This is a genomic window from Paenibacillus sp. J22P143 (genome assembly GCF_059692035.1).
This window is the reverse complement of the sequence record NZ_JCAUAQ010000017.1, coordinates 1-23,516: the sequence shown is the minus strand read 5'-3', so window position 1 is coordinate 23,516 and position 23,516 is coordinate 1. Positions and strand designations below refer to the sequence as shown.

Annotated in this window: 19 protein-coding genes, 1 pseudogene and 1 riboswitch; of the genes and pseudogenes, 8 read left to right on the top strand and 12 right to left on the bottom strand. The window is 49.9% G+C overall.

Annotated features, from left to right (window positions below):
* Nucleotides 1-83 precede the first annotated feature (83 nt).
* The gene (locus AC58PQ_RS20300) at nucleotides 84-3,731 is read left to right on the top strand and encodes an Npt1/Npt2 family nucleotide transporter (RefSeq protein ID WP_497244696.1); all 3,648 of its coding nucleotides are present in this window, start codon (nucleotides 84-86) and stop codon (nucleotides 3,729-3,731) included.
* 388 nt (nucleotides 3,732-4,119) lie between these two features.
* Here the strand turns inward: AC58PQ_RS20300 and AC58PQ_RS20295 are convergent, their stop codons facing one another.
* The 5 genes from AC58PQ_RS20295 to AC58PQ_RS20275 form a co-directional block, all read right to left on the bottom strand.
* Nucleotides 4,120-5,058 carry a FecCD family ABC transporter permease gene (locus tag AC58PQ_RS20295; protein WP_497244850.1) on the bottom strand — a complete coding sequence of 313 codons (939 nt, stop codon included), beginning with the start codon at nucleotides 5,056-5,058 and terminating at the stop codon, nucleotides 4,120-4,122.
* A gap of 68 nt (nucleotides 5,059-5,126) precedes the next feature.
* Nucleotides 5,127-6,146, bottom strand: a complete 1,020-nt coding sequence (locus tag AC58PQ_RS20290) for a FecCD family ABC transporter permease (RefSeq protein WP_497244694.1) — start codon at nucleotides 6,144-6,146, stop codon at nucleotides 5,127-5,129.
* A gap of 4 nt (nucleotides 6,147-6,150) precedes the next feature.
* On the bottom strand, nucleotides 6,151-7,125 hold the full coding sequence (locus AC58PQ_RS20285) for an ABC transporter substrate-binding protein (protein WP_497244692.1): 975 nt from the start codon (nucleotides 7,123-7,125) through the stop codon (nucleotides 6,151-6,153).
* Between the two features lie 103 nt (nucleotides 7,126-7,228).
* On the bottom strand, nucleotides 7,229-8,032 hold the full coding sequence (locus AC58PQ_RS20280) for a helix-turn-helix transcriptional regulator (RefSeq protein ID WP_497244690.1): 804 nt from the start codon (nucleotides 8,030-8,032) through the stop codon (nucleotides 7,229-7,231).
* Between the two features lie 141 nt (nucleotides 8,033-8,173).
* On the bottom strand, nucleotides 8,174-8,467 hold the full coding sequence (locus AC58PQ_RS20275) for a hypothetical protein (RefSeq protein WP_497244688.1): 294 nt from the start codon (nucleotides 8,465-8,467) through the stop codon (nucleotides 8,174-8,176).
* A gap of 188 nt (nucleotides 8,468-8,655) precedes the next feature.
* Here AC58PQ_RS20275 and pdaA point away from each other — a divergent pair, with 188 nt between their 5' ends.
* Entirely contained in the window at nucleotides 8,656-9,405 is a 750-nt protein-coding gene (gene pdaA / locus AC58PQ_RS20270) for a delta-lactam-biosynthetic de-N-acetylase (protein WP_497244848.1), read from the top strand.
* A 60-nt stretch (nucleotides 9,406-9,465) separates the two neighbouring features.
* Here pdaA and AC58PQ_RS20265 read toward each other — a convergent pair whose 3' ends face one another.
* The gene (locus AC58PQ_RS20265; RefSeq protein ID WP_497244686.1) at nucleotides 9,466-10,386 is read right to left on the bottom strand and encodes a peptidyl-prolyl cis-trans isomerase; all 921 of its coding nucleotides are present in this window, start codon (nucleotides 10,384-10,386) and stop codon (nucleotides 9,466-9,468) included.
* A gap of 204 nt (nucleotides 10,387-10,590) precedes the next feature.
* On the opposite strand from AC58PQ_RS20265, the pseudogene AC58PQ_RS20260 reads away from it, so the two are divergent.
* Nucleotides 10,591-10,770 (top strand): annotated as a pseudogene (locus AC58PQ_RS20260) (thiol peroxidase); the annotation flags it as partial.
* A 62-nt stretch (nucleotides 10,771-10,832) separates the two neighbouring features.
* Here AC58PQ_RS20260 and AC58PQ_RS20255 read toward each other — a convergent pair.
* Nucleotides 10,833-13,184, bottom strand: coding sequence for a UvrD-helicase domain-containing protein (locus AC58PQ_RS20255; RefSeq protein WP_497244684.1), 2,352 nt, complete (start codon nucleotides 13,182-13,184; stop codon nucleotides 10,833-10,835).
* A 97-nt stretch (nucleotides 13,185-13,281) separates the two neighbouring features.
* Between AC58PQ_RS20255 and AC58PQ_RS20250 the strand changes: the two genes are divergently transcribed.
* Nucleotides 13,282-14,136, top strand: a complete 855-nt coding sequence (locus AC58PQ_RS20250; protein WP_497244682.1) for a YihY/virulence factor BrkB family protein — start codon at nucleotides 13,282-13,284, stop codon at nucleotides 14,134-14,136.
* A gap of 51 nt (nucleotides 14,137-14,187) precedes the next feature.
* On the opposite strand, the gene uvsE is transcribed toward AC58PQ_RS20250, so the two are convergent.
* On the bottom strand, nucleotides 14,188-15,135 hold the full coding sequence (gene uvsE, locus AC58PQ_RS20245) for a UV DNA damage repair endonuclease UvsE (protein WP_497244680.1): 948 nt from the start codon (nucleotides 15,133-15,135) through the stop codon (nucleotides 14,188-14,190).
* Between the two features lie 430 nt (nucleotides 15,136-15,565).
* Complete coding sequence (gene pyk, locus AC58PQ_RS20240; RefSeq protein WP_497244678.1) at nucleotides 15,566-16,978, bottom strand: pyruvate kinase; 1,413 nt, start codon at nucleotides 16,976-16,978, stop codon at nucleotides 15,566-15,568.
* Between the two features lie 126 nt (nucleotides 16,979-17,104).
* Between pyk and AC58PQ_RS20235 the strand changes: the two genes are divergently transcribed.
* Nucleotides 17,105-17,887 (top strand): helix-turn-helix transcriptional regulator, encoded by a 783-nt coding sequence (locus tag AC58PQ_RS20235; protein ID WP_497244676.1) that lies wholly within the window; start codon nucleotides 17,105-17,107, stop codon nucleotides 17,885-17,887.
* Here the strand turns inward: AC58PQ_RS20235 and AC58PQ_RS20230 are convergent, their stop codons facing one another.
* Nucleotides 17,888-18,583, bottom strand: coding sequence for a DUF3105 domain-containing protein (locus AC58PQ_RS20230; RefSeq protein ID WP_497244674.1), 696 nt, complete (start codon nucleotides 18,581-18,583; stop codon nucleotides 17,888-17,890). It abuts the gene before it with no gap.
* 179 nt (nucleotides 18,584-18,762) lie between these two features.
* A riboswitch (TPP riboswitch) is annotated at nucleotides 18,763-18,872 on the top strand.
* Nucleotides 18,873-19,009: 137 nt separating this feature from the next.
* On the opposite strand from AC58PQ_RS20230, the gene AC58PQ_RS20225 reads away from it, so the two are divergent.
* Genes AC58PQ_RS20225 through AC58PQ_RS20215 form a run of 3 tightly spaced genes read left to right on the top strand, consistent with a single transcriptional unit; the run spans nucleotide 19,010 to nucleotide 21,896 of the window.
* Complete coding sequence (locus tag AC58PQ_RS20225) at nucleotides 19,010-19,606, top strand: ECF transporter S component (protein WP_497244672.1); 597 nt, start codon at nucleotides 19,010-19,012, stop codon at nucleotides 19,604-19,606.
* A 5-nt stretch (nucleotides 19,607-19,611) separates the two neighbouring features.
* Complete coding sequence (locus AC58PQ_RS20220) at nucleotides 19,612-21,108, top strand: ABC transporter ATP-binding protein (protein WP_497244670.1); 1,497 nt, start codon at nucleotides 19,612-19,614, stop codon at nucleotides 21,106-21,108.
* Complete coding sequence (locus AC58PQ_RS20215; protein WP_497244668.1) at nucleotides 21,099-21,896, top strand: energy-coupling factor transporter transmembrane component T family protein; 798 nt, start codon at nucleotides 21,099-21,101, stop codon at nucleotides 21,894-21,896. The genes AC58PQ_RS20220 and AC58PQ_RS20215 overlap by 10 nt, the downstream gene beginning before the upstream one ends.
* 84 nt (nucleotides 21,897-21,980) lie before the next feature.
* Here AC58PQ_RS20215 and AC58PQ_RS20210 read toward each other — a convergent pair whose 3' ends face one another.
* A complete protein-coding gene (locus tag AC58PQ_RS20210) occupies nucleotides 21,981-22,376 on the bottom strand; it encodes a YuzC family spore coat inner layer protein (protein WP_497244666.1) in 396 nt (131 codons plus the stop codon).
* Between the two features lie 458 nt (nucleotides 22,377-22,834).
* Complete coding sequence (locus tag AC58PQ_RS20205) at nucleotides 22,835-23,125, bottom strand: hypothetical protein (RefSeq protein WP_497244664.1); 291 nt, start codon at nucleotides 23,123-23,125, stop codon at nucleotides 22,835-22,837.
* Between the last annotated feature and the right edge of the window lie 391 nt (nucleotides 23,126-23,516).

Sequence of the window (23,516 nt, the reverse complement as noted above, 5' to 3'; positions counted from 1 at the left end):
GAAAAAGTAGTTATTTTTTCCTAGGACTTCTGATACAATTTCAGGAAAGAGTCTGATCGTTTGATTTGAAAATGAGGTGTCGTGTGAATAGCCGTATTAGTAAAAAATATCAATCTTTTTTAAATAAGTTCACAGAGGATAAGAAGGAATACAGGAAGGTATTTCTGTTATTTGCTTATTTATTCTTTGTGGTATCCGCTTCAACAATCGGGCGAACGGCGGCGGATACCCTCTTCCTAAGTCGATTCGATAATTCCTATTTGTCCTTGATGTACTTGCCGCAGGCACTCGTGATGATTACGGCAGGCGTCGTGTTCCAGCGTTTCTCCCCCAAGGTACGCCTAGAAACGCTTCTAAAGCTGATGATTCCATTGATTTCAACCTTCGTGCTGATTTCAAGATTCGGTGTAGGGCTGGAGCTGCGGTGGGTATTTCCCGTCATTTATATCGGCTATGATGTGTTTAATTTTCTGATGATCGTCTGTTTCTGGCAGTTCGCTACATCAGTAATGGACCAGCGGAAAGCGAAGCAGATGATCGGACTCGTTGGCAGCGGGGGAATTATGGGCGGGATTTTAAGCGGCTTCGGTCTAAAAGTGCTGGTGCCACTCGTAGGAACGGCGAATTTAATCTATGTGTATGCTGGTCTGCAATTACTCGGGCTTGTCGCCGTGTTTGTTATCTTGGGTATGACCAAGGAGAGCAGCGATTCGAAGCCAGCACAGGTGCGTAAAGCAGCTGCTAAGTCGTCATCCGTACAGCAAAAAGGTGGCCTTTTCGCGAGTGTACCGCACCTCAAATATGTCGCGATATTGGCTGCTGCACTCGTTGTGTCGCTAACCTTAATTGACTACCAATTCAAGGTCATTCTACGCGGCACCTTGCAAAATGAGGCGTTAGCCGGCTTCATGGGAAGCTTCTACGGCTTCTCGGGGTTGATTGCCCTCTGTGTGCAATTGTTCGTGTCAGGGCGTGTCATTACGCGATTCGGCGTGATGACGGCGTTGTTGATTTTCCCAATCGCGCTCTTCGCAGGGAGTCTCGGAATTCTAGTACTGCCGATCCTTGCTATGGCGGTTGTTGTCAAAGGAAGCGATAAAGTCGTCGGTGACACGATTTACTCCTCAGTGAGCCAATTAGTGATGTTCCCCGTGCCTCCAGAATGGCGGAATAAAGCGAAGGGCTTTTTGGACGGGATTGTTCGGAATGGTGCCAAAGGACTTGCGGCCATCTGCCTTCTCCTCGTTACTCGATTCGTAGCCCCAGAGAAGCTGAGCTATATCGTGTTAGTTTTGCTTGTTGTTGGGATTTTCGCGGGCATTAAGGTAAAGAAAGCGTACTTGACGACGCTCTTGTCGAATCTCAAAACAGGCGGTGACGACCTGCAAAAGGTTGAGCTTAATCTGATGGATTCCGTTACTCGGCAAATCTTGATCGATGCGCTGAACGGCTCAGACAAACAGCAAGCTCTGTATGCGTTCGGTCTTTTGAAAGAGACAAGCTCATTTGACCTAACCCCGCATTTGGACCGCCTGCTGCATCATCCCATAACTGAAATTCGCTTAGAAGCCTTGGCCTATGTGGAGGTGAAGGTGCCGGAAGGTTTCGAACCCATCCTGCAGACCCTGATAGTATCGGAACATGTACAAGTGAGAGCGAAAGCGATCATTGCCCTCTCGGCCTATGCGAAAGAAGAGTATGTTGATGAGATTACAGTGTATTTGGAGGACCAATCTGTCGAGGTTCAAGCAGCAACCATCGCTGGCTTAGTCAAAAACTATAGCATTGAAGGTATGTTCCGCGCGGTTGGAAAACTGAAAGATATGATGGAGAGCGGGCACGAAGAGGAACGGATTGCAATGGCCGCATTATTCGGACAAATCCGAGTGAAAAACTTCTATAAGCCACTCATCTCCCTCTTGCAGGATAACAGTCCGCTGGTTCGAATTCGAGCTTTGGAGTCAGCAGCGATCCTCCACGTGCCACCGTTACTTGTACCGATTATTGGTATGCTCAAAGATAGCAAAACTCGGCGCTATGCCATCGACGCACTCGCAGCCTATGACGAAGATGATGTGCTGCCGCAGATAACCCCATACTTAGAGCTGCAGGAAATTAGCTTGTATTTGCCGGCGGTGTTTGAACGCATGGGTACACAACGAGCGATGGATATGTTGTTTGCTTGTTATGAGAGGGCACCTTATGCCTTGCGTGACCGTATTTTAGAGTCCTTGCAACGCATGTGTAAGCAATTACCCCAGCCTGATAGTCGGAAAGTGGAGGCGTATATTTTCCAAGAGTTGCAGCTCTATGCGGAGTTTGCTGAGCATGGTGCAAGTGTCGTTGGTGTAGATGACTATGCGGATATTGCGAATATCATTGACGAAATTCGGACGGCGATTACGCGACGTGTATTTTTATTGCTAGCCCTCTTGCATGATGGGCAAACGATGCAGGCTGTCTATCTGGACTGGTCGGAAGGTGACTCACGTCAGCAGGCCAATGCGGAAGAGGTTATCGATCAGACGCTGCAAGGGACTTTACGTACGGATATGGCTAAATTCATGGCAGGCTCACGGATGGTAGCGAAAGTAGCAGCTAGCAGGGTAGAGCTGAACCTGCATTTGAGTTGGTTAGCCGAGCAAGGAGACGATTGGCTAACACAAACGATACAGTACCATATCCTTCGGAAGTCGTCAGAAGTGTCTGTGAACGTCGAACTCGCGGATCTCATGCACCGGGTGCAGTTGCTTCGTCGCGTGTCGTTGTTCCAGGGTCTCACGAGTAGAGACTTATCTGTTATTGCTAAGCGACTGCATAAAATGGCCGTCGAACAAGGAAATACCATCATTAAAGCGGGTGATCCCGGCGACTCCCTTATGCTGGTAGATGAGGGCAGAGCCGGGGTATATCGCAACAAACAGCTCCTCGGAGAACTGCAACTAGGTGATTGCTTTGGTGAGATGGCGATTCTGACGAACAGCGCGCGGACAGCGACGATTAAAGCGGAAGAAAATATGGTGCTGTGGCGTCTGGATTCATCCGTGTTCTACGATATGATGTTCGATCAGACGAGCATTGCAGTTGAAATGATGAAGCTGCTTTCACGCAGGCTGCGCTCCGAGCTGGAGCGTGGTCAGGGGAAAGGGCAGGCTTCCGAGGTGGAGCAAGGGGAAGAGCAGGGACATGTGGACGGGCAGGAGCAAGAGCTAGCCGGAGATAAGAATAATGAAGCTGCACGGTCAGAGCTAGTGCTTGCGCAGGCAGAGGCTGCCACAGCGGCGCTCCAAGAGCCCGAGGGTGCAACGGAATTAACGAGAGACGAAATGATTTTACGTCGGATCCTCGTACTGCAAAAGATCGACCTATTTGCCCATCTGGGCCCAGATGACTTCATTTGGCTTGCTCAAATGGTCGAGGAAGTCGCCTATGAGCCTGGCGAAGCCATCTGTCGCGCCGGTGACTTCGGTGATACCATGTACGGGATCAACGAGGGCACCATCCGCGTGCACCGTGGCAGCGAAGAGTACGCGCTGCTGGGCGAAGGAGCCTTCTTTGGCGAAATGGCCATCATCGACAGCGGCCCGCGCTCGGCGGATTGCACCGCGAAGGAGCCAACTGTGTTGCTCCAGCTGCATCGTGATCTTGTGCTGAGCTTCTGCTTCCAGAACATCGATGTACTGCGCAGTATGATGCGCGTTATTGCAGATCGCCTGCGTGGCATGATCTAGCGTGGTAAAGAAAAAGGATGCCAACCGTGGTAACAGGTTGGCATCCTTTGGGGACTAGAAAGATTTAAGGTAGGTTCGAATGCGAACGGAGTCTGGCTCAAGATAAGATGATGGCATCATCTTATTTTGGGCTTTTTGCTATTCTTGCTAGAAATAAAGTGATCGCGTAACGCTATTGTGATAAAAGCTGAGAAAACATCAACTTTTGGCGTTATTAGCATTAACGCGTAACGCTAATTTGCAATTAGGTGACTCTTGGTGACGTATAGCGTTATCCTGTAATGTTATCTAAAGCTGCTGCATAGCTTTGGATCCTAGACGGCAGGTTCGAATGCGATTTCAAGCCAATCAAACGCGATCGCTCATTATTGAATGAGGGTATGTAATTCTACCGCCGGCGCCGCTCACGCCGCAGCAAATAAATAAAGTACGGCGTGCCAATGACCGCCGTCATAATCCCCACGGGGACCTCCCGTGGAAGAATAATGACGCGGCCGACCAAGTCGCCGAGCAGCATCAGATCCGCGCCGATCAAGGCGGCGAGCGGGATCAACCACTGATGCCGGCCGCCGACGAGGCTCCGCGCAATATGGGGCGCGATCAGGCCGATGAAGCCGATCGCCCCGACAGCCGACACGGAGATGCCGGCTAGGGCCACAGAAAGCAGCAGCAGCCAGAAGCGCTGCCTTGCGATGTGAACGCCGAGCGAGGCGGTCATCTCTTCGCCAAGCTGAAACACGTTCAGCTTGGCGAAGTTCGCCCACACGATCGGCAGCAACACGGCAATCCACGGCAGCAGGCTGTACACGTTGCTCCAGCTGCGGTTCCACAGACTGCCAGATAACCATAGCAGCGCCGCATTGATGTCGCTCGGATGGCGAACAATCAAATACTGGATGCCAGCCTGGAAAATCGTCCCTATCGCAATGCCGACTAGGGCAAGGTGGGAGGGACGCAGGGTTAAACGGCGACTTAACAAGAGCAGCAGCAGGAAGGCGGCGAATGCGCCGACGAAAGCAGCAATGGGTAAGTAGTAGCTCGGCAGCTTAGGAAACAAGAAAATGACCGAAGCGGCCATGAATCCTGCCCCTTTCGTAATCCCGATCACATCGGGGCTAGCCAAAGGGTTACGAATCAAACTTTGCAGAATAACGCCGCCAACGGCCAGTCCAAACCCTGCGAGAATGGCAACCAAAATGCGGGGCAAGCGCAGCTGGTGCACGATAAAATACGAAGGATGCTTCGCATCCGAAAGACCCGCCCATACATCGCGGTAAGGAATACGAACCGCGCCAACATGCGCATAGATGATAGCTAGGACAACCATGATCAAGAAAGCTATGATCAACGAAATAATTGGAATACGTAGTGTCTTCATTTTCGACGGCATTGTCATCATCGTGCCCTCCGCTGCTTCAACGCCAAGTAAATGAAGAAGGGAGCACCGATCAATGAAGTGACGATTCCGACGGGCGACTCAAATGGAAAAGCGATAAAACGGCTCAGGAAATCGGCATACAGCAGCAGAATGCCGCCAAGTAAAGCCGTCAATGGGCCGAGTACCATCAAATTGGTACCTACCAAAGCACGCGCAATATGCGGAACGATTAGGCAAATGAAGCCAATGGGTCCACATAAGGCAACTGCGGAGCCAGCCAGCACAATCACGAGCAGCACACTGATGCCACGTACAACCGTGATGCGTTGGCCAAGCCCAGTCGCGATCTCATCATCCACAAGCAGCAGCTTAAACGAAGGCAGCATGAATCCAAACAAGAGCATCCCGCCTATAAAAAACGGAAGAATCACGCGCACTTCGGTCCAAGCGGCTTGACTCAGAGAGCCCACCAACCAGAAAATCATGCTGTCCGTCGCATGCTGATTGAGAATAATGAGGCCTTCCGTCAATGATGACATCAGGAAGTGGATTGTGATGCCGGCTAACGCAATGTAGACGTATTGTTTACTTCCCGTGCCTGCAAGCGACCAGACCAGCAGAGCGCCTAGGGCAGCTCCGACGAAGGCAAAAGCAATCAACCCCATGTTGCCGAAATGCGGCAGCAACACAAGCCCAACCACAACAGCCAAAGCAGCTCCCGCATTGATTCCAAAAATGTGCGGGGAGGCCAGCGGGTTTTTGGTCGTGAGCTGGGTCAGCAGCCCAGCCAACCCAAGCTGCATCCCGACGATGCAAGCCATGATGGCACGCGGTAAGCGCAGCGTTTGGATATACAAATGAGCTTTATCACTGCCTTGATAGGTCACAGCTTCGTACAACGTGTGCCATGACACGGGGGACTGGCCCCATTTTAGACTAGAAATAATTCCAATTAGAATGGCTAATAGACTCCCAGAAAATAGGAAGAGCAGAGGCCATTGACGGCTCTGCTTCTCAAGTTGTATTGGCTGGTTCATAGAACTACTGCCCCAAATTCTTCACGATATCGTCGAGGATCTTCTCAGATCCGATCATGCCACGGGATAAGGACCAGTCACGTCTCTCAACAGTGAATACTTTTTTGTTCGCGACAGCATCAATTTTTTGCCATAGCGGGTTCTTTTCCCATTCTTGCACGATGGTTACTTTCTCCGTCGGCATGACGAATAGGACTTTTGGATTCGACTCAACCAATTGTTCCAGGGTAAGCTGTGGATAAGCAGTCGCATTTTTAACAGGATCATTGTAGCCAAGCATAGTGAGGAAGGAGCCGCTATAAGCATGATCCGAGTGTGCAAAGAAGCCTTTTGGATTCACAACGGCAGGGAGAACGCTAAGGTTCGCTGCGGCTAGCTTCTTTTTCATCGCTTCAACTTTCGTTTGGTGCTCAGCAAGGCGCTTCTTGCCTTCTTCAACTTTACCAACGGCTTGCGCGATAATGCCAACATTCTTGAGCATTTGATTGTAATCTGCTTGGAAATCATCCAAAACAAGAACTGGTGCAATACCTTTCAACTGCGGAATAGCAGCCTTATGCTTGTTAATGTCAACGATAATCAGATCTGGTTTAAGAGAAGAGATCAATTCAATGTTAGGCTCATAGCGTGATCCTACGGATGTGTAAGTTTTCAGCAAAGCTTTTACGGAGTCCATCAAAAGGTCTGGGGAACTATCATCCGCAACACCAATAGGCTGTACGCCAAGTGAGACCAGGATATCAGTGAAACCAAATTCCATCGCTACGATACGTTCAGGCTTCTTAGGCAATTCAACCGTGCCTACAGCATCTTGAACGGTAATCTTTCCATCCGCTTTGGCAGCAGGGGTAGGGCTAGCAGCAGCTGGTGACGTTGTTGCAGCTGATTCGGTATTCGTCGTTTTGCCACAAGCGGCTAGGCTTAGTGCAAAAACGGTGATCAGTGCGATAAGGCTAATACGGGTAAATAGGGATTTCATTTCAGTATTCCTCCGTGACAATGATTATTATTCTCAATGAGTATAATAACGAATATTGAAGGTATAGAACATGTCCAATATGCATATTGGACATGTCTTATTATTAGATTTTGGGGTAGGTGGTCACATATTCGGAAGGAGAATAGCCCGTTGTTTTCTTGAATACCTTGCTAAAATGGAAATAATCAATGAATCCAACGCGGTTCGCGATCTCTTTGGCAAGTAGATCCGTTTGCTGAAACATGATCTTCGCTTTCTCAACACGCAACGCATATAAATAGCTCATTAGCGTCGTGCCGGTCATTTTTTTAAATAAAACAGTAAAGTACCCCACGCTTATTCCCGCACGTCTGGCAAGCATAGGAAGCGTAAGCTCTAACATATAATGCTCGTTGATGTAGGAAATTGTACCTTCGATCGATTCTGCAGCTGACTTTTTCTCTTGGGTCAAATCGGACTCATAGAGATAGATAAAAAGTATACGCTCTAGCATCATTCGCATTCGAACCACATGTGTCGCGTCTTCACGAGCGGTCAGGGGGTCAAGCTCCTGTGTTCGTCGGATGATCTCATCGAGCATGTAGTGGATTTTGATTTCGCTTAATGTTGTAAGGTGCCCCTGTAAGGTCCAGGATTGATCCTCGGGCAGCATCGTATAGGTAATGATGACGTAATCGACGATTTTGGTTTTGGGTACTTGAATGGTGTAGTCGCCTTGATCGGGATGACAGGCATACGCTTGCGAACAAATAATGGGTTCATGCTCAGCGAAGTGTAGGGTGAGATGACCTTGACGGACAATAAGTAGTTGATATTTTTTAGGTGAGCTTGTGACTGCTAAGGCGGAAGAACCCACCTGTATGTGATCAATTAATGGAACAAGCGTGATTAGTTGATGAAAATTCACAGGGGATGCAGTCCTTTCTTCTTGTCATAGCCGCTCATCCTCGAAGGACTTCGATAGGAGTTTTTCTCATAGTGACATAAAAGCAGGACGGTAACAAGCTATCGCGCACAAAAAAACACCCCAAGAAGGGGTGCCGCGCTATCACATCGCATATACACTCTTACTGATGATTTCTGGTAATTCAGCACGCTGAGCCCAATATTGCTCTGATGTAATGCTGCCATTGAGTAGACGCACCTGAAGTTGCTCCGTTAGCTCCGCTAACTGGAGTTCAATGACCTTCTCTACATCTACCTGATTAGCTTTCGCAATATCGGCTAGAGAAAACCCCTCATATTGCGCTTTATAAATGTCGTCCTCAGACGATAGCTTTAGGATATGCAGTAAATCTTCTTTGATTGGTTTAGTATCACGTCTACGAATTGCAATCTCCACCCCTACAGATCATGTACTCTATTGTATTCAGATGAAAGCCAAGTGGAATGGGGGGATATCACAGATTTCGGATGAGAAAAAATATAGTGTGGCATATTAGTAACAGTCCAAGTTGGTTGTAACTCACCACAACTTATCACACAAGGCAAGGAGTGAATGATATCAACGTGAAAATCTTGCGAATTCTAATGCTTTCTTTGGCTCTATTGGTGGGGCAAGTGACCATGGTGTCTGCGGATGGAACGTATCATTTTGGATTTAAAAAGAGCGTCAACGGTCAGCCGCCGTCTATCGATCAAGAGGGCTTCAAGGGTCTGTTGAAGCAGCATGGGGCTGTTTTTACAGGCGACCAGTCGCTCAAGGAATTGTACTTAACCTTCGATAACGGGTATGAACAAGGCTACACAGGTCGCATTCTGGATGTGCTGAAAGAGAAGCAGGTACCTGCGATATTTTTCGTGACAGGCCATTATATTCGGACAGAGCCGGAGCTGCTGAAGCGTATGGCATCCGAGGGACATCTGATCGGTAATCACTCGTGGAGCCATCCGGATATGAGTCAAATTCCAGCGGAACGCATTCAGAAAGAGCTCAACCAAGTGAAAGATGGGGTCGCTGCAGTTACTGGGCAAAAGGAGATGCATTATCTGCGAGCGCCGCGGGGCATTTTCAATGACCGTTCGCTGGCTGTCAGCCAAGGCCTTAACTACACCAATGTGTTCTGGTCCGTTGCGTATCGGGACTGGGAACCGAAGCAGCAGAAGGGCTGGGAGTATGCGTATAAAAATGTGATGGCCCAGCTGCACCCAGGCGCCGTCATCCTGCTGCATTCCGTATCTAGTGATAATACGGAAGCACTTGGAAAGATTATTGATGCTGCCAGAGCACAGGGCTATCAGTTCAAGAGTCTGGACGAGATGAAGCTTCACACGCCGTAATAGGACAATAAAAGGACTGTCCCTTAAGGTAATAATACCTTGAGAGACGGTCCTTTATGGTTAGGTTGTTTTTTTAGCGATATCGGCTAAATTATTTTCAATCTTCGCTTCTGATTTTTTCTGATCCAACCAAGTTTGGGAAAGCGTTGAAATCTTTTGATCAACTAAAGTTTTTTTAATTGTAACGGTTTTGTCTGCAAGCGTTGGTGTTGAACCGGCTTTATGATCCGTTACTTTAATAACTTCGTATCCTGTTGCCGTTTGTACGGCCGAGCTTAAGCCGCCTGTTTCCAAAGCAAATGCCGCGGCTTCCATGACGGGATCGACTTGTCCCGCTGAGATATAGCCAAGGTCTCCGCCTTTGTCTTTAGTCGCTGTATCCGTGGAGCTTTCCTTCGCAAGTGCTGCGAAATCCCCGCCGCTTTTCAGCTTCGCAATAATAGCCTCAGCTTCAGCCTCTGTCGCTACAGAAATATGAGAAGCTTTAACCTGTGCAGGTACTTTTAACGATTCTAAATTTTCATCATAATATTTCTTGATTTCATCGTCAGTGATGGTGACTTGCGGCTCCAAAATCTTTTTGAGCATCACTTGTGTTTGCATATTTTTCTTCAAATCATCCTGCGTCATGCCATAGTTGGTAAGTGCTTGGTTGAACTCGTCCTCGGAGCCATACGAGGCTTTAATCGTTTGAATTTCATTCGTAATATCGGCATCTGTTATCTGAACGCCAGCTTTTTTACCCTCTTGGGTAATAAGCTCTTCCATGATCATGGAGTCCAAGGTTTGTGCGCCACCGCTTGCGATCAAAGCGTCATAAAGCTTGTTCGTGCTTATTTCAACCCCGTTGACTTTGGCAACGGCTTTGCTATTGCTATCGTCATTTTTAGAAACGGGTGGAAATACGGAGGCGTAAGCGATCAAGCTGACCAAAAGTACGGATGATGTCCATACCCATTTGCGATTATTTTTTGAATTCATTTATATTCTTCCTCTCGTGATGTGGCTGTTTGTGTCGTTCGGGTTCTGTACCTCATTATGCATGTCTTAGCTGAAGGGAGTATGAGCGTAACCTGAATCTCAGCTTAAGACTTCGTATGAATACAAAGTTGGAGGAAACCCAATCACATTGCTAGGACCGGAAATTAAAGTAGGGGATCAAGCGCCTGATTTTAGAGTAAATAATACAAAAATCGCTCTTTCGGTCAAGCATACGGTGTGCTTATCAAAGAGATCCAGCTAGATCAGCGTGCGATTTTCATCGTGGATGCGAATGACACCATTCGTTATGTGGAGTATTTGACTGAAATGAAGAATCATCCGGATTATGATGCGGCGTTACATGCGTTGAGGGAGTTAGTGTAATTGTAAAATGTCGGGATGAAAGAAAGAGCAGCGATCCTTTGCGGATGGCTGCTCTTGTGATATTACCGCCGCGCTAGCGCGATCTCGCGGCTGCCTTTCACCATGCCCGCGCCGCAGAGCGGGCACGCCTTTGCCGCGAGCCGTGCCTCCTGCGGCGAAGAGATCCGCGACCAGGCTTTGCAGCCGGTCGCGCCGCACAACCACGCCGCGACCCGCTCGGTCGCGGTCGCAGCACTACCCCCAGCCACGGCTCCGCCGGTGGCTGACCGCCCGGCCGCCGCTCCGCTAGCGGCCGCACCAAACCCGCCAGCCGGCTTGCTGCGGCTGGTCACAACCCCTGCGTCCGCGCCAGGGAACGCGGACAACAGAAACCGGGAAGGCTCCGCCTTCTTCCCGCGATAAAACGCTGGCGAGCTGATGAGCAGCTCGCCTTTCGCCCGTGTCACGGCGACATAAGCCAGTCGCCGCTCCTCTTCTAGCGCAGCTGCCGACTTATCCCGCGCAACAACACCTGCCATTTTGACATCGTCCAAATGGCTTGCATCGAGTGCCGAGCTATGCGGCATATTGCCCTCAATCGCACAGAGCAAGTACACGATCGGGAACTCCAAGCCCTTCGATTTATGAATCGTCATGAGCGAGATTTTATCCGCGAATTGCTCTTTGCTTTGCATCCGCATTTCCGTGCGTTTTTCCGCCACTTCATGGATAAAATAAAGGAACTGCTCGACCGTGTTGAACCGCTTGGCAGAGGACTCCAACTCGTCCAGCGTTTCTTTCAACATCTCGCGATGCTGCGTGAGCTTGCTGCGCTTGTTGGTCTCCAAGAACGTATCGTAGAAATCCTTGCGAATCGCCTGAATCGCCGCGAGCGGCGTCATCTCAACGAGCGATTTGATCAAACGGATGCGAGCTTTCAGCTTATCTTTCTGAAATTCTTTAAGCTGCGGAAGTCCAAGCAGATGGATTAAGGGCCACTTTTTCGCCTGAATCGCTTCCTGATCTTGAATAATACGCATGCCTTGGTCTCGTCCAATATATAATGAGGGAAGGACGCCTTCGATGGCTTCGAAATTCCGCCGTTCATGAGCAATCCGCAAATGGTCAATAATCGGCTTCACCATCCACTGCTCGTAGAACGAATCATTAGTGCCATAATCCACAAAAGGGAGGTTATGCAGGATGAGCTGCTCGATAATAGCCCGACTGTTGCTCGCTGTCCGATACAAAATCGCAAAATCCCCATACGGGCTACCGCCCTCAGCAACCTTGAGCCGAATATCGTTGATTAACCAATCCGCTTCTTCATCACTATTTGCTGGTTTAACATAGTGCGGCTTCAGCGTACTTTCCTTCGTAGCTAGAAGCGTTTTGGATTTCCGCTGCACGTTGTGCTGAATGATCGCGTTCCCCAAACCAACAATACTCGACGTTGACCGGTAGTTGATATCCAAGGTAACGGTTGTAGCGGCGGGGTACTGCTCATGGAATTGCAAAATAAATTCATTTCTCGCCCCATTAAACGAATAAATCGTCTGGTCATCGTCACCCACAACCATTAAATTCTGGTGAGCTGCCGCAATCATTTTAATAATTTCATACTGAACGGTATTCGTATCTTGGAACTCATCGACGCTGATGTATGTGAATTTTCGCTGCATGGAGCGGAGAACGTCGGGATTTTGAAGGAGCAGCTGATACGCTTTGATCAAAATATCATCGAAATCGATCTTCTGTTGCTCCATTTTCCACTGTTCATACTGGACGAAAATCTTTTTTACTTCCTGCTCCTCTTCCGTGGCTTCTGGGAGATCTTCGACCTCGATCAATTGCATTCTGTAGGAGGAAAGCAGTGAAATAAGCACTTCAGGCTGATACGTATCCTGCAGGCCCATACTAAGCATGATCCGCTTAAAAACAATTTGCTGAAAGCGGCCATCGCTCAGAATCTCCTGCTGCAGCCCGTTCATTCGCAGTAATCGCAGGCAAAAAGCATGAAACGTCCGCACCTGCATCACATTAGCCATACTCGCATGAAGACCAGGCATCGTCGTGAGACGTTCCCGCATTTCTTCAGCGGCTTTTTTGGAAAACGTAATAAGAAGCAGATTTGCAGCTTGTACCTGATGAACACGGAGTAAGTAAGCGACGCGGCACACGAGTACCGTCGTTTTCCCAGAACCTGCGCCAGCCAGTGTGAGTAGAGGGCCTTTGAAATGGCGCACAGCCTTGATCTGAGCTTCATTCAGCAGAATACCGTGCTCCTCTAGATCACGGAAAAAGTAGCTGTCTGCATCCGTATCGGGCACGAGCTCCGTGCTATTCGTAAGAAGCGCCATCTTCGCATGCGGTATGGGACGCTCTGTGGTTGGTTTAAAGCCTAACGGCGTTGTATACATAGGAATGGAATTCATGTGACCACCTGTTTCATGACAATGTTCTTACAAGTCTTTCAAGACTGAACTACCTATTCTATCATAAATATGGCCGTAGGAAAGGAACAATAGACGTATGGTTAAATCTTACGCTAAATTGCTGTGGAAACAGTTTAATGAACACGATGCCACAGGTCTTGCCGCTGAGTGCGCGTACTACTTTCTGCTCTCCATATTTCCGTTACTGCTGTTTGTAATGAGCTTGTTGGGGTACTTACCGTTCTCCTCTGATGATGTGATTGGCTTGATTAAAGAGTACATTCCGGGTGCTGTAGCAGGGTGGTTGGAGGAAACGCTAAGTAACTTGCTCGATGTCAAAAGAGGGGGAACGCTATCCTTCGGTTTAATCTTGGCCTTAGTGAGTGCCAGTGCGGCGATGAATGCGATCGTGCGTTCAGTAAATAAAGCGTACGGATTGCCAGCACGTAAAAGCTTCATCCATTCACGCTTCCTAGCGATTATGCTGACGTTAGGCATGCTTGTGGTGATCGTATCAGCGTTGCTGCTCAGCGTATTCGGCCATTGGATTGGCGATTGGACGGCGGAGCATGTTCATGTAGCGGCTGCTCACATTGAGCTGTGGAATCATCTTCGTTGGATTATTAACTTTGTCATCATTTTTGTCGTCTTCATCGGTATTTACTATATCGCACCCAACACTTGCTTAACGTGTAAAAGCGTGCTGCCAGGCGCCTTATTCGCCGCCATCGGTTGGCAAGGAACGTCGTTAGCGTTCTCCTTCTATGTCAACAGCTTCACGAACTATAGCGCGACGTATGGCAGCATCGGGGGGATCATCGTGTTGATGACCTGGTTCTATATTTCAGCGCTCATTATCATTATCGGCGGCGAAATTAATGCCTTGCGCCATGTGAAAAATAGTAATCTCGCCACATCCGTCATCGATACGACGAAAAAGAACCGCGTCTGAGACATCAGAAGCGGTTCTTCTTTCTGTGTTACCGGGACACGGCCAACCATCTCACCAGCTCAAAACCCCGCCATCCAGCCGCTTAACACCGCGGATCTTACCCAGCTGCTCAGCTAAGCGGAATAACGCCAAGTCCTTCACCTTCGCTTCAATCATCACGTCGATGCGGGGGAGATCGATCTCTTTGCAGCTTTTCAGAAAAGCTGTCAGTATCTCAGGCTCGATATAGTCCGAGTGAGATCGAAATTCCTTCTCGCTCTTGGGCGAGGAGACGTGGATCTTGATCGGCAGATCGCCCCATGTCTGAACAATCTGGGGGAGCAGCAGGGTGGGGGAAACCGCGGAGGGATTGCACCAGTCGTGGTGCAAATCCAGCATGCACGGTCGTTGCAGCTTCTGGCTGACGGCGAGCGTTTCTTCGAGCGTGTATGTTTTGTCATCGTTCTCGAACGTCAGTCGCCGCATCGCATGCTCAGGCACCTTCGATGCGTTATCGAAGAGCTTCTGCGTCGCGGCTTCTTTATCGCCATAGACACCGCCAACATGGATATTAATGATGGCGGCCTCGTCCAACCTCATGCCATCCAGAAGGGCCGCATGATAATTCAAATCCTCGATCGCCGCAGCAACTACCTTATCGCTTCCGTTGAGCAGCGTGAATTGGTTCGGATGCATGCTGAGCCGGATATCGTGCTCCTTCGCAAAGTCACCTAACTTGCGAAGCTCGTCAGCATACTCCGAGGCGACATCAATTCGCACATCTGGATGTGTAGCCAGGGGGATTAGCGCGGATGACAGCCGGAACAACCGAATGCCGTGAGCCGCATTGTAATAGAGAATTCGCTGCGTCGCTTGGAGGTTTTTGCGGCCAATCTCAATGGCACGCTGCATCGCCTCCTCGCGCGGCCGCTCGGAGAAAAGCTTATATGTGAACGTCGAGCTAGGCGTGTTATTGAAAATCGCCATTGCGGTAGATACGAATCCAAGTCGAATAATCACGGGCGTCCTCCGTTGCTCCATAGTAAATGTTACTCTAGTGTACCCCTTTTTCCAACAAATCTAGAGGTCCATCACTCCGGTCAATCCAAAGCCAACTCGCCCGCTTTCTGCCAATCCCAAATCCCTGCTCCACCACACCGCTTTCCGCCAACTCAAAAAGCCCCATTCCACAGGACAAAGGTGGAAGGGAGGCTTATAAGTCTGCTCTAGGCAGATAACATTACAGGATAACGCTATTCGTCATCAAGGGACACCTAATTGTAAAGTAGCGTTACGCGATAACGCTAAAACCGCCAAAAGTTGATGTTTTCTCAGGTTTTATCGCAATAGCGATGCGCCATCACTTTATTTCTAGCAAGAATGAGAAAAAGCCGGAAATAAGATGATGCCATCACCTTAACTTGACCCAAGCTAGCTGGAGAAGTGCCCCCTAAACCCGTTCAACCTTCAACAGGTTAGTCGTACCGGATTTCCCAACCGGAATACCAGCGGAGACGACAGTAAGGTCGCCTTTTTTCACATAACCAAGCGTCTCCGCTTGGCCTATCGCAGAGCGAATCATCGCATCCGTCGATTCGCAGAACTCGCCAAGAACAGGGATAACGCCCTGCACCATGCTCAGTTGGCTGATCGCGTGCCCACTGTTCGTTACCGCGATAATCGGTGCTTCTGGGCGGTATTTGGCAATCATACGCGCCGTGAAGCCAGTCTCGGTCGGTGTTAAAATCGCGGCAGCATGCAGCTTGTTCGCGGAGGATACGACCGCTTGGCACAACACTTCCGTGATTTCGTTGTTGGACTGAAGCTGTGCATCCACCAAGGAGCTGCGCACCATTGTTTGCTCAACGCGCTCAGCGATAGTGGCCATCATCGTCACGGACTCGATCGGATATTTCCCTGCAGCTGTCTCGCCGGAAAGCATCACAACGTCACTGCCGTCAAGAACAGCATTGGCGACGTCACTCACTTCAGCGCGAGTCGGACGCGGGTTACGCTGCATGGAATCCAACATTTGCGTAGCTGTGATAACGGGTTTGCCAGCTAAGTTACAAGCGCGAATCATATCTTTTTGAGCAATCGGAACTTCTTCTGTCGGAATTTCAACCCCAAGGTCGCCACGGGCAACCATGATGCCATCGGATGCTTCCAAGATGCCAGCGAAGTTCGTCATGCCTTCTTCGTTCTCGATTTTTGAAATAATCGGCGTCAAGCCAGCGCCTTGCTGCTCGAGCAGTGCACGAACCTCGCGAACATCGTTGCCGTTGCGAACGAAGGACATTGCGACGATTGAAATATTTTCTTCAACACCGAATTTGATGTGCATCACATCGCGCTCTGTTACACCTGGCAGGGAAGTACGTACGCCCGGCAAGTTAACACCTTTACGCTGTTTCAACTGAGCGGGGTTCAATACCGTACAAGTAACCTCTGTACCGTCAATCATTTCAACACGTAGCTCGATGGAGCCGTCGTCGATTAGCACAAGATTGCCTGGCTTTACGTCTTGCGGCAAGCCTGGATAGTTTACGGATACGCGGCTGGAATCGCCGATAATTTGCTCCGTCGTCAAGACGATACGATCGCCCGTCTGTAGATCATAAGAAGCATCTTTCAATTGACCGATGCGGATTTCTGGACCTTTAATATCCATCAGAATCGGGATAATTGTACCCATTTCTTGGGCAGCTTGGCGTACACGCTGAATACGACCGCGGTGCTCATCGAGATCGCCGTGAGCCATATTTAATCTGGCAACGCTCATGCCAGCGCGAATTAATTCTTTCAGGGTTGGAACGGAGTCGCACGCAGGACCCATCGTACAAATGATTTTTGTTTTACGCATCGTGAAGGACTTCCTTTCGCATGTAAGAGAGTAGTTGGCTTCATTATATGCCTTATTGATGCGAGTTTCTATGAACTATAGTATGATATGTGTAATATAGTACGATAAAAGGGAGGCGTGACCCCTATGCAGCTAACAGGCTTCCACTATGATAAAAGCAGTACATGGAACGAGGAACAGCCGAATATTCGATCCGATTGGACACTTATTTTCGTGATCTATGGCCGCTGTGTGTACTGGATTCGCGAGAAAAAACAAGTGCTAGAGAAAGGGCAATGGCTGCTCATTCCAAGCCATACCCCCTACTATGGTCGAAGTGTGCCCACCAAAATTCATGAGAAATTTGTGCTGCAGTTCGATGCACGAACAGCCTCGGACGTCTTCCCGCTGCTTCATCTAACGTCCCCTGCCTGCCGGCAGACGGGGAAATTCGATATCATTGCCGACCGGCTGCGACTGATCCACAGAGGGTGGCAAGACAAACAGCCCTATTACCAGGCGCTATGCGAAGCGCACTGGCAAGAGTTGTTTGTGTACCTCCAGCGGGAGTGGGATCAAGCGGCCACAACCTCGACAACCGCACTACTCGTGGAACAAATGAAGGGGTATATTCAGAATCATTACCGCGAACATGTAACCAAGGATGAGCTAGGCGCTAGCATTAACCGATCTCCGAATTATGCAGCATCCCTTTTTCGCCAAGTTACAGGTCAAACGATCAGTGAATTCGTTCACGTTACGAGGATCAAAACAGCCGTCTACATGCTGCGGCATTCCGCTCTGACGGTAACCGAAATAGCCGAGTTCATCGGCTATAACGATCCTTCTTATTTTTATCGCGTATTCCGAAGAATTACGGGTTTAGTACCAACCGAGCTAGTTTCAGATCGTGAAACCATTCGTAAATAACTACATCGTTCCGCCGCCAAGACGTACGTTAGCCGGAATTTGCTCAGGACCTTTGTTGATATTGTCGTGAATAAACGTACCAACACTAGCTTCATCGAATTTGGCGAGTGGCATTGTTTTCGTCCATGCCGTTATAACGACTTCTTGATCGGCAGGCACATCCACATTGGGAACGGCGAGAACACCAGCACCAGCCGTCTTGAAATGAGTCAAATATTCGATCTGATCGACCAGCTCTTTCGGTGCATCTGGATGATAATGAATGATGATATCGCCATGCTCCAGATTGTGGACAAGCAACTCGTAACCAGGTCTCTCCTTATAGAATCCGAACTTCAAATCGTGAGGGCTATGTGTGCCGGAGGTAGGGATTTTCATCTCGTACATCAAGGTGCCATCCTTGTGATCGCGTCCGTAATCTTTATCTGTTGTGACCTGAATGTTGGCATGGTAATTAAGCTGATCTAGACTATACTTGCTGGCTGAGCTTTGAATGAGTGAAGTACCTATACTGCCAATCGCGATAATAAGTAGGGCATGTGAAATAAGGAGCCAGGTTTTATGCTTCTTTTTCAGGGCTTGCTTTTCGGCCTTTTTCAACCGAGAGCTGCTATCTTTGTTCATTCTTGCTGTCAGCACGTAGCCAATCATAGCAGCAATGAGTATGGCTAGTCCGATATAAAGCAACATTGTCATTGTTTCAGTCCCCTTCTGCATCGTGGAATGATCCATCCTGGATAGGCTCCGTTATTGAAAAATAATGAAGACACTACAAATTGTAGTTTTACTTTGGGGTAGAAGTCAACTACTACGACGAAACTTTTGGGAAAAAAGGATTGCCAAAAAGCGGCTAATCCGCTACAGTTAAGCCAAATGAATAGCAACACGGGTGCTTGATGAAGTCAGGCTGAGATAGTGGCCCTATGCCACTGACCGTTAATCTGATCTGGATAATGCCAGCGTAGAGACCTGATGTGCTTTTTTTGCACAAATGTTCAAGCCTACCGTTAATCCGGCGGGCTTTTTTTGTCCTTAGGGACGAAGGAGACCATGTATCTTAGGTTGGCGTGTTCGCCTATCTCATTGACAAATATGGATTGGGGAAAAGGAGTCGAGTAGAAGATGGCGCAGCAAGAAGTAAGTAAAAAAGGGTTGAAGCTGACTGATATTTTGATCACGATTGTTATTTCAGCGGTGTTCGGTGTAATTTATCGGATTTGGGGACCGTTCTATGATCTATTGAAGCCACTAGGTTTGCATGCAGAACAGTTAAGCTACGGGATGTGGTTCATGGCGGCGACATTCGCTTTTCTCGTCATTCGTAAGCCAGGGGTTGCCCTGTTGGCAGAAGTGGCGGCTGCAACGATTGAGGCACTATATGGCGGCCATTGGGGAGTGGCAACGCTCGTGTTTGGTTTACTTCAAGGACTTGGTGCGGAGCTGGCGTTTGCTTTATTCCGCTACCGTCGTACAACCGTGGGGGTAACCATTCTCGCAGCCTTTGCTTCAGCGATCATGTCCTTATTTGTGGATACTTACTATGGCTATATCGAGCAACTCACTTTATGGAATTACGTTTTGTTCGTTAGCTTGCGACTACTAGGCAGTGCTTTGATCGCTGGCGTGTTCGCGTACTATTTGACGGATGCATTGTCTCGTACAGGTGTACTGAATCTGATTCGCCCCGTTTCCAAAAAAGATTACGACGTACTGGGGTAAACGAGATGAGCGAAGGAATGAGCGTTACGAATCTACGGTTAAAATATCCCGGCGACGACGCCCCCCTGATCTTTCAGGGGGTTTCCTTTTCCACCCGGCCTGGTGAGAAGGTGCTGCTTCTGGGACCTAGCGGATGCGGCAAATCTACCCTGCTTCAGGTGCTGAGCGGAATTGTCCCTGACATGATCGAGCTTCCGCTCAAAGCGGATGAGATTCGCAGACCTAGACGATGGGGGTATGTGTTTCAGGATCCTGATACGCAGTTTTGTATGCCCTATATCGACGAAGAGATCGCGTTCGTATTGGAAAATCAGGAAGTGCCGCGCGAAGAAATGCCTGCGCGTATTCAGCATTATTTGGACTTGGTCGGCCTTCATTTACCAGATGCTCACACACTGATTAGTACGCTGTCTCAAGGGATGAAGCAGCGACTAGCGATTGCTAGCGTACTGGCGTTAGAGCCAGAGGTGATCTTCCTCGATGAGCCTACGGCGCTGCTGGATGACGAGGGCACGAAGCAGGTGTGGGACACGATCCGGTCGATTAGCGGGGATAAAACCCTCCTCATCGTGGAGCACAAAATTAGCGGCATGCTGGATCTTCTCGACCGTCTGATCATCCTGACACCTGAGGGTGGGGTTTTGGCGGATGGGCCACCGCATGCCATGTTCGAGACGTACAAGGAACAAATCAGGGAATACGGGATTTGGTATCCCGAGGTGTGGGAGGATTATGCCAAGGAGAACCTGTATGCGGATGCGAGGGTGGATGACCAGAGAACCTTCCAACATAGCGTACAGTCCATAGAGCCCGTCATGGTCTTCCAGGATTTCGTCGGACTTCGCAGCGGGCAGATCAGGACCTCTGTGGATAACTTTCATGTATATCCTGGCGACTGGATCACCGTTGTCGGTGCCAACGGCGCTGGCAAAAGCTCGCTCCTCCTCGCGATCATGCGGCTCATTCCGACCCGCGGAAGCTGTGTGATCGCGGGAGTGAAGGGCAACAAAGTCGAGCAGCTTGCGGAGCAAGTCGGCTTTGTGTTCCAGAACCCGGAGTTCCAATTCGTCACGAACTCCGTGGAGGAAGAGCTGACCTATGGCTTGCCAGAGGGTCAGCCGAGGAACGGGCAGTCGGCAGCGGCCGAGCTGCTGCTCCGGGAGTACGACCTGCTTGCGCTGCGCGAGCGGCACCCGTTCCAGCTCTCGATGGGCCAGAAGCGCAGGCTCAGCGTGGCGTCCGCGATGGTTCGCGGGCCGCGCCTCCTGCTGCTGGATGAGCCCACCTTCGGGCTCGATGCGCATGGCACGCTGCGCATGCTCGAGCAGCTGGAGCGGCTGCGCGCCAGCGGGACCGTGATCGTGATGGTTACCCACGATCACGAGATCGTCCAGCGCTGGGCTACGCGCGTCTGGCAAGTCGAGGCGGGGCGCGTGACAGAAAGCGCGCCCGCAGTCCTAGTGCCTGTCGTCACAGGGGGTGAGCCGCTGCTATGCAACTAACATTCAGCTTTCGCGAAACGTGGCTGCATCGGGTGAATCCAGGTGTGAAGCTCGTCTTGTCGATTCTGCTATTCATCGTTGTCGTCTTCACACATAACATTAACATGATGCTGTTCCTGACGATCGGGGCATTACTTCCGCTGGCTTTGTTGTCGGGTCATCCTGTCAAAAGATTATTGCTATACGCTTCGCCCTTTCTGCTAATTTTTGTGTCATCCTCTGCGGGGATGATGATGTTCGGAACCGGGGAGACCCTCTGGTTTCACTTCGGGATTATTCGAATCACCGAGGAAAGCTTCTATCGCGGGATCCATCTTGGTTTGCGCGGTATGCAAGTAGCCTCGGTTGGCTTGCTGTTCAGCTTGACCACGCGGCCTGTCGCGTTGTTTTACGCGATGATGCAGCAGTGGAAGGTCGCGCCGAAGTACGCGTACAGCTTTCTGGCAGCATTGCGTATGCTGCCCGTCATCTTAGAGGAGTTCCAGACGCTTCGCTGTGCGCTCAAGGTTAGGGGCAATCGCAAGCAGCGGAATCCGCTCACATCGTGGTATACCACGATGCGGATGATCGCTATCCCGCTGCTGGCTCAAAGCATTCGCCGTGCCCACAGGACGGCGGTAGCGATGGAAGCGAAGCGTTTTTCGATGAATCGCAAACGCACGTATTATTATGTATCCTCCTACTCGAAGTTGGATGTGTATTACAGTGTCTACTGGCTTGTGCTCATTGCAGCAGCCCATTGGCTAGCGGTTACATGGCCGATACTGAGCAGCGTAGATGTTCGTTGAGGCTAAATATGAGGAATGAGTAGCGCGACCCCACACAGCAAAAGAGCAACCCAACTCCACTTAAGGAGCGGATTGCTCTTTTTCTCATTGGCCCCATTTGAGCATGATCGTGACTAGGCAACATGGATTTTCGGTAATGCGAGGACCAACCACGAACTGTATAGCACTAGGGCTGTAGCTGGCTTTGATTGCGGATTCACTACCGAATGTTTGAACAATGCGATCTACTTCTTTTTGATTGCCGTTTTGGGCACTCGTCATTAATTGCTGGGCGATCGTGGGGTCATTGAGTTTTTTGACGAGGATGGAGGCATCCTTTAGCAAATGTTCGGAGGTAACGACCGAATTCGAAAGCATTTTGGTATTAACAGGCGGATAGTTGCGGTCCCACGCCCAGTAAGGTGCATAGTGGTACGGATGAGCAGGATACAGATGATACTGAACTGGGGGATAGGGGTACAAGGTTGGGTCGTTGTACATCGAGACCGACCCCTTTCTGTAAAATGATGAGCACTAGCAATATATGTGAGTTGTAGGCGAGTGTGCATAGGCGGGTCAACTGAGAATGATAATTATCCTCATTAACTAACTTTTTATTAACTACTTTACAAATGTAAGTGAACTGGGTATAATAAACCCAACATCATTACATTTGGAGGAGGTAGAGATCATGGGTAAATGTGCATGCGGCAACACGCAAAACACGGAGGGCAACTGCGACGGTTCACACGCTAAAAAAGACAAATAAAGTTTGGCACATAGACGTTTTGGAAAAGGACTCCGCGAGGTTAGGCTCGTTGGGGTCCTTTTTGTGTTTGAGCGGGTGGTTGGCGCGTATAGTGATATAAATTGAAAATACGAGTGGGAACATGTACATTAAAGTTTAGATGAAAAGAGCATACGGCCATGGCATTGCCGTGAAAGTCGCGCAGGTCCGCCTAAGGCCCAAAAGGGGCCTTACGACCGCCGTAAGTCGGCGGCTGTCCGCCCGTAACGCCCCAAAAGGGCGTTACAGTGCCGGCAATGCCGCCGAAGTGGCGTGATTGCCCTGCATAAGGCCCAAGAGGGGCCTTACGACCGCCGTAAGTCGGCAGCTGTCCGTCTGTAACGCCCAAAAAGGGCGTTACAGTGCCGGCAATGCCGCCGAAGTGGCACGATTGCCCTGCGTAAGGCCCAAAAGGGGCCTTACGACCGCCGTAAGTCGGCAGTTGTCCGCCCGTAACGCCCAAAAAGGGCGTTACAGTGCCGGCAATGCCGCCGAAGTGGCACGATTGCCCTGCGTAAGGCCCAAAAGGGGCCTAACGACCGCCGTAAGTCGGCGGCTGTCCGCCCGTAACGCCCCAAAAGGGCGTTACAGCGCCGGCAATGCCGCCGAAGTGGCACGATTGCCCTGCGTAAGGCCCAAAAGGGGCCTTAAGACCGTCATAAGTCGGCAGCTGTCCGCCCGTAACGCCCCCAAAAGGGCGTTACAGTGCCGGCAATGCCACGAAGTGGCGTGATTGCCTTGCGTAAGGCCCAAAAGGGGCCTTACGACCGCCGTAAGTCGGCGGCTGTCCGCCCGTAACGCCCCAAAAGGGCGTTACAGTGCCGGCAATGCCGCCGAAGTGGCGTGATTGCCCT